The organism is Phenylobacterium sp. (assembly GCF_031412415.1).
GTDB lineage: Bacteria > Pseudomonadota > Alphaproteobacteria > Caulobacterales > Caulobacteraceae > Phenylobacterium.
Window position 1 is genome coordinate 1 of sequence record NZ_JANOCX010000134.1, and the last position, 4,939, is coordinate 4,939.

At 67.4% G+C, this 4,939-nt stretch carries 3 protein-coding genes and 1 pseudogene; all 4 read left to right on the top strand.

The genetic code is table 11. From position 1 onward, the window contains the following. Positions 1-592: 592 nt before the first annotated feature. Positions 593-2,281, top strand: coding sequence for a class I adenylate-forming enzyme family protein (locus RMO04_RS06570; protein WP_309643987.1), 1,689 nt, complete (start codon positions 593-595; stop codon positions 2,279-2,281). 114 nt (positions 2,282-2,395) lie between these two features. Continuing rightward, positions 2,396-3,343, top strand: coding sequence for a helix-turn-helix domain-containing protein (locus tag RMO04_RS06575; RefSeq protein ID WP_309643988.1), 948 nt, complete (start codon positions 2,396-2,398; stop codon positions 3,341-3,343). 73 nt (positions 3,344-3,416) lie between these two features. Continuing rightward, positions 3,417-4,472: a hypothetical protein gene (locus RMO04_RS06580; protein ID WP_309643989.1), complete on the top strand. Its 1,056-nt coding sequence runs from the start codon at positions 3,417-3,419 to the stop codon at positions 4,470-4,472. Positions 4,473-4,512: 40 nt separating this feature from the next. Then, positions 4,513-4,939, top strand: a pseudogene (locus RMO04_RS06585) (acyl-CoA synthetase); the annotation flags it as partial.

Here is a 4,939-nt window from a genome sequence, read left to right on the forward strand (position 1 = left end):
GCGCGATTTACCCACTGGATGATCAAAGTTGGTCGACACCGGCTGCTGTCGTGACGGTACTGGAGGGGCTCCCACACGGAGCTCCCAATGACCCAAGACAATCGCGTGCGCCTCTGGATCGGCGCCATTTCGCTGGCGGCAGAGCTAGTTTGCCTAGCCAACATTCTGCTCTCAGCATTCAACGTCGGCTGACGTCTTTTGGCGACGGTCCGTCCAGTCGCGGAAACGCCGACTCTCGCGCGACCCAAACCGAGATTCTACGAGAACGTACGGTGCACAAGACGCGCGCCGACTATACGGCATCTATTTGATTTTTATAGAATATCTGTCCAGTCCATCATCGGGGCGACGGACAGTCTATGAGCTTGATCGTCTCGCACGTTCACTTGCAGCTTCAGTCCGTTGAAGGGACGGTCTCGAGCCGACCCTGAGACACGATGCGGCCTTCTACGCCAAGGTCGCCCCAGCCGCCAGGAAACCCAACGCTGTCCGTGTTGTCACCCGCGGCTTGCGATCCGACGCGTCAACTTGCATTACAGTACGCACTGTGCGAGCCCTGTTGACCTCGCCGCGGCCAGCCTCGGAGTTGCGCTTGTTTCCCAGCCCGCCTGAACGTGTCGCCGACTACCGCCGGAAGGGCTGGTGGCGGGGCGAAACCGTCGATAGCCTTTTGCGCAAGGCCGTGGTCGCGCGCGGAGAGGCCGAAGCGCTGGTGGACGCGCCCAACCGCGAGGCCTTGGTCGGCTCGCGGCAGCGTCGCCTGACCTTCGCCAAGCTGGACCGCGCCGTGAGCGCCATGGCCCATGCCTTCGCGGGACTGGGCGTGGCGCGCGGCGATGTGGTGGCGACCCAGCTGCCGAACGTGGTGGAGGGCGTCATAGCCTTCCTGGCCTGCGCTCGGATGGGGGCGATCCTCAGCCCGGTGGCCACCGCCTACCGCGCCCATGAGCTGCGCCAGATCCTGCCTGCCGTGACCCCTCGGGTCTATCTGACCACCGGCCTGTTCCACGGCCACGATCATGCCGCCATGCTGCTGGAGCTTCAGCGCGCGGGCGTGACGACCGCCCAGGTCGTCGTGCTGGGCGCCGCGGCGCCCGGCGGCGCCCACGCCCTGGACCAACTGATGGCGGACTCTCCGGCGACGTCGTTCCCCGCCCCCACCGATCAGGACGCCGCCGAGGCGCTGACGCTCTGCTGGACCTCGGGCACCGAGGCCTCGCCGAAGGGCGTGCCCCGCCACCATGATCACTGGGTGGTCAATGGCGAGGCCCTGGTCGAGGCCGCCGGCCTCAAGCCCGGCGACGCGATCCTCAACCCCTTCCCATTGATCAACATCGCCTCCATCGGCGGGATGGTGATGCCGTGGTTGGTCTGTCAGGGACGGCTGATCCAGCATCAGCCCTTCGACCTGCCGATCTTCCTTGGCCAGATGCAGGACGAACGGGTGGCCTATACCGTCGCCCCGCCCGCGGTGCTGAACATGCTGCTGAACAACGAGGCGCTGTTGTCGGCCACCGACCTGTCGAACCTGCGCTGCCTGGGCTCAGGCTCGGCGCCGCTGGCGCCCTGGATGGTCAAGGGCTGGCAGGACCGCCACGGCGTCACGGTGATGAACGTTTTCGGCTCGAACGAGGGCGCTTCGCTCTTCTCGACAGGTCAGGCCATCCCCGACCCTGAGCAGCGCGCGCGCTTCTTCCCCCGGTTTGGCGCGGCGGGCATCGATTGGCCCGCGGCCTTCCCCGCCAAGATCCGCACCCGCCTCGTCGACCTCGCGACCGAGCGAGAGATCACAGCGCCCGGCGTGGAGGGCGAGTTGCGCATCGACGGCGCCATGACCTTCGACGGTTACTGGCAGGCGCCGAAGCTAACGGCCGAGGCCTTCGACGCCGAGGGCTATTTCCGGACCGGCGACCTGTTCGAAATCGCGCCGGAAGCCGGCGGCCGCTACTACCGCTTCGTCGGACGCTGCAAGGAGATCATCATCCGCGGCGGTCAGAACATCTCGCCCGCCGAAGTCGACGTTTTGATCGAAAGCCATCCCAAGGTCCGGGAGGCGAGTTGCTCGGCCTATCCCGACGAGCGGCTGGGCGAGCGGGTCTGCGCGGTCGTGGCGCTGCGGCCGGACCAGACGCTCAGCCTAGACGAACTCTGCGATCACCTGAAGGCGCAGGACGTGGCGACCTACAAGCTGCCGGAAAAGCTGCGGATCGTGGAGGCCCTGCCCCGGAACCCGCTGGGCAAGGTGTTGCGTCGCGAGCTGTCGGGGGTGGCCGCCTCCTGACCGTCCCAGGACAGTCGGCCGGCCGCCGATACGCGATCTTCGAAAGCCGCTTGCGCAACCGGACCCATTCCGCGAGCCTTATCAGACTGATCCGTGGAGCCTGAAGACCACCATATGTCGCCGCCGAAGTTCATCCGCACCTGTTCGATCTGGCGCGCGCTGGAGGTGGTCGGGGACACCTCGGTCCTGCTGATCATCGAGGCGAGCTGGATCGGCGCCCGGCGGTTCGACCAGTTCCGCGCCCGCACCGGCCTGCTCCAGACCCTGCTCAGCGACCGGCTGAAGCGCCTGGTGGCGGCCGAGGTCTTCGAAAAGGTGATCTACAGCGAGAGCCCTCCGCGCTTCGAGTATCGGCTGACCCGCAAGGGCCGCGACCTCTATTGGCCATCCTTGATGATGCTGCGCTGGGAGCGGCGCTGGGGCCCGGCCGACGGCAAGCTGCAGCTGAAGATCCGCCACCGCACCTGCGGCCACGTCTTCGATCCCGTGCCGACCTGCCTGAAGTGCGGCGACGAGATCAGCGCCCGCGATGTCGACTGGACCGAGGGGCCCGGCGTCGGCTGGATGAGCGCGCGCTACAGCCGACGCCGCCAGCAACGCTATGCTGTCGAGCTGGGCTCCAGTCTTATGGTCGACGTGGCCCAGATCACCGGCGACCGGTGGGCCAGCCTGATCCTGCGTTCGATCTTCACGGGCCTGCGTCGTTTCGACGAAATCCACCGCGACACGGCCATGGCCACCAACATCCTGTCCGAGCGGCTGTCCTGGCTGACGGCCCAGGGCGTGATCCGCGCCCACGACTTGCCCGGCCGTCGGTCGGAGTACCGGCTGACCGAAAAAGGCATCGACTACTATCCGGTCCTGCTGATGCTTCTGCAGTGGGGCGACAAGTATTACGTCTCGCCCGAGGGCCCGCCCCTGCTGCTGACGCACAAGGCCGATGGCCACGACCTGGAGGCGGCGGTGACCTGCTCCTGCTGCAGCCAGCCGGTCGAACCGCATGACGTGACCTTCGAGGTGATCGAGGCCGAAGGCCCTCGAGCGGATCTCGCCCCCGCCTAGGCGCGGGGAAGCGCGATAGTCACTTTCATAACGATACTCGTTCCGCTAGACTTCTTCGAACAGAGGGAGCGGCATGGCCTATCGCGTCATCCAGTGGGCCACCGGCGCCATGGGAAAGAGCTGCCTGCGGGCGGTGATCGACCATCCGGCGATGGAACTGGTGGGCCTCTATGTCTATGGCGACGACAAGGTCGGCCGTGACGCTGGCGACATCGCCCGGCGACCTCCCACTGGGGTCATCGCCACCCGCGACGTCGATGAAGTCCTCGCCCTCGACGCCGACGTCGTGATCCACGCCGCGCGCCTGGCGCCGCCCTATGGATCGCACGACGCCGACATCCTGGCGCTGCTGGCCTCGGGCAAGAACGTCATCAGCATCAATGGCTACAGCCGGCCCCAGCACTGGACAGGGGACCGGTTGATCGCCCTGCAGGCCGCCTGCGAGAAGGGCGGGAGCACCCTCATGGCCGCCGGTCTCAACCCCGGCTTCGCGGCCGAGCAGATCGCCGTCATCGCCAGCGGCGTCTGCGCCGAGCTGGACCACATCGAGATCGTCGAGAGCGTCGACTGCCGGGTGGTCCGCAACCCCGACTACGTCTTCCGCGTCCTGGGCTTCGGCAGCGATCCGGAGACCGTCGACCCGAACGACCCGTCCTGGGGGCCGGCCTCCTCCCTGAACGGCATGTATGTCGAGGTGCTTTCGGCCATGGCCGAGCATCTGGGCCTCACCGTCGACGCGATCGAGACCGACCATGTGGTGCTGCCGGCCACCGACGACCTGCATGTGGCCGCCGGACCCATCGCCAAGGGCGGCGTCAGCCACGTGAACTGGCGTTGGCGCGCGCTCGTGGATGGCGCGCCCCGGCTGACCATGTCGATCCACTGGTACATGGAGGCGGCTCACCTGCCCGACCCCGATCCGCCGCTCTGGCGCATCCACGTCACGGGAGATCCGGGCGTGAGGATCGCCATCGACATGGAGAAGCGGGCCGGCGACACGACGCGCACCTCCGCCGAGCAGCTCGGCCTCGCCGGCATGGTTCTGAACACCATCCCCGTCGTCTGCGCCGCTCCGCCGGGCGTGGCGACCCGACCGGTGGCGACGCCGTTCCGAGGGGATCTCAGATGAACCAGACCCATGCCGCAATAGGCCAAGGAGGCGTCTGACGATGACTGACAGCATCTCCGAATCGTCAGCGCCCTTCCGTGAAGCCAAGCTCCTGCCGGTCGATCTGGACATCGAACGCCGCGCCGACGGGACGATTCTGATCACCTCGAAAATCCCGCTACGCCCCTACGAAGCCAACATCCCCGCGGCCTTCGCCGCGCGCGCCGCGACCTCCGCGGACAAGCGGGCCCTGGCCCGCCGCGGGCCGGACGGCGAGTGGGTCTACACCACCTTCGCCGAGCTCAAGCGCGACATGGACGCAGCCACCCAGTGGTTGATGGATCAGCCTCAGCCAGGCCCGGTCCTGGTGCTGGCCGGCAACACGCCGGCCTTCGCGGTGATGAGCTTCGCGGCCCAGGCCTCTGGGCGCGGGGTCTGCCCGGTCAGCACGACCTATGCGGCGCTCGGCGGCGACTACGGGCGGCTGG

What these genes read in the sequence shown, in the direction of transcription:
- RMO04_RS06575 (WP_309643988.1), top strand. Translation starts at nt 2,396, where the DNA reads ATGTCGCCGCCGAAGTTCATCCGCACCTGTTCGATCTGGCGCGCGCTG.
- RMO04_RS06580 (WP_309643989.1), top strand. Translation starts at nt 3,417, where the DNA reads ATGGCCTATCGCGTCATCCAGTGGGCCACCGGCGCCATGGGAAAGAGC.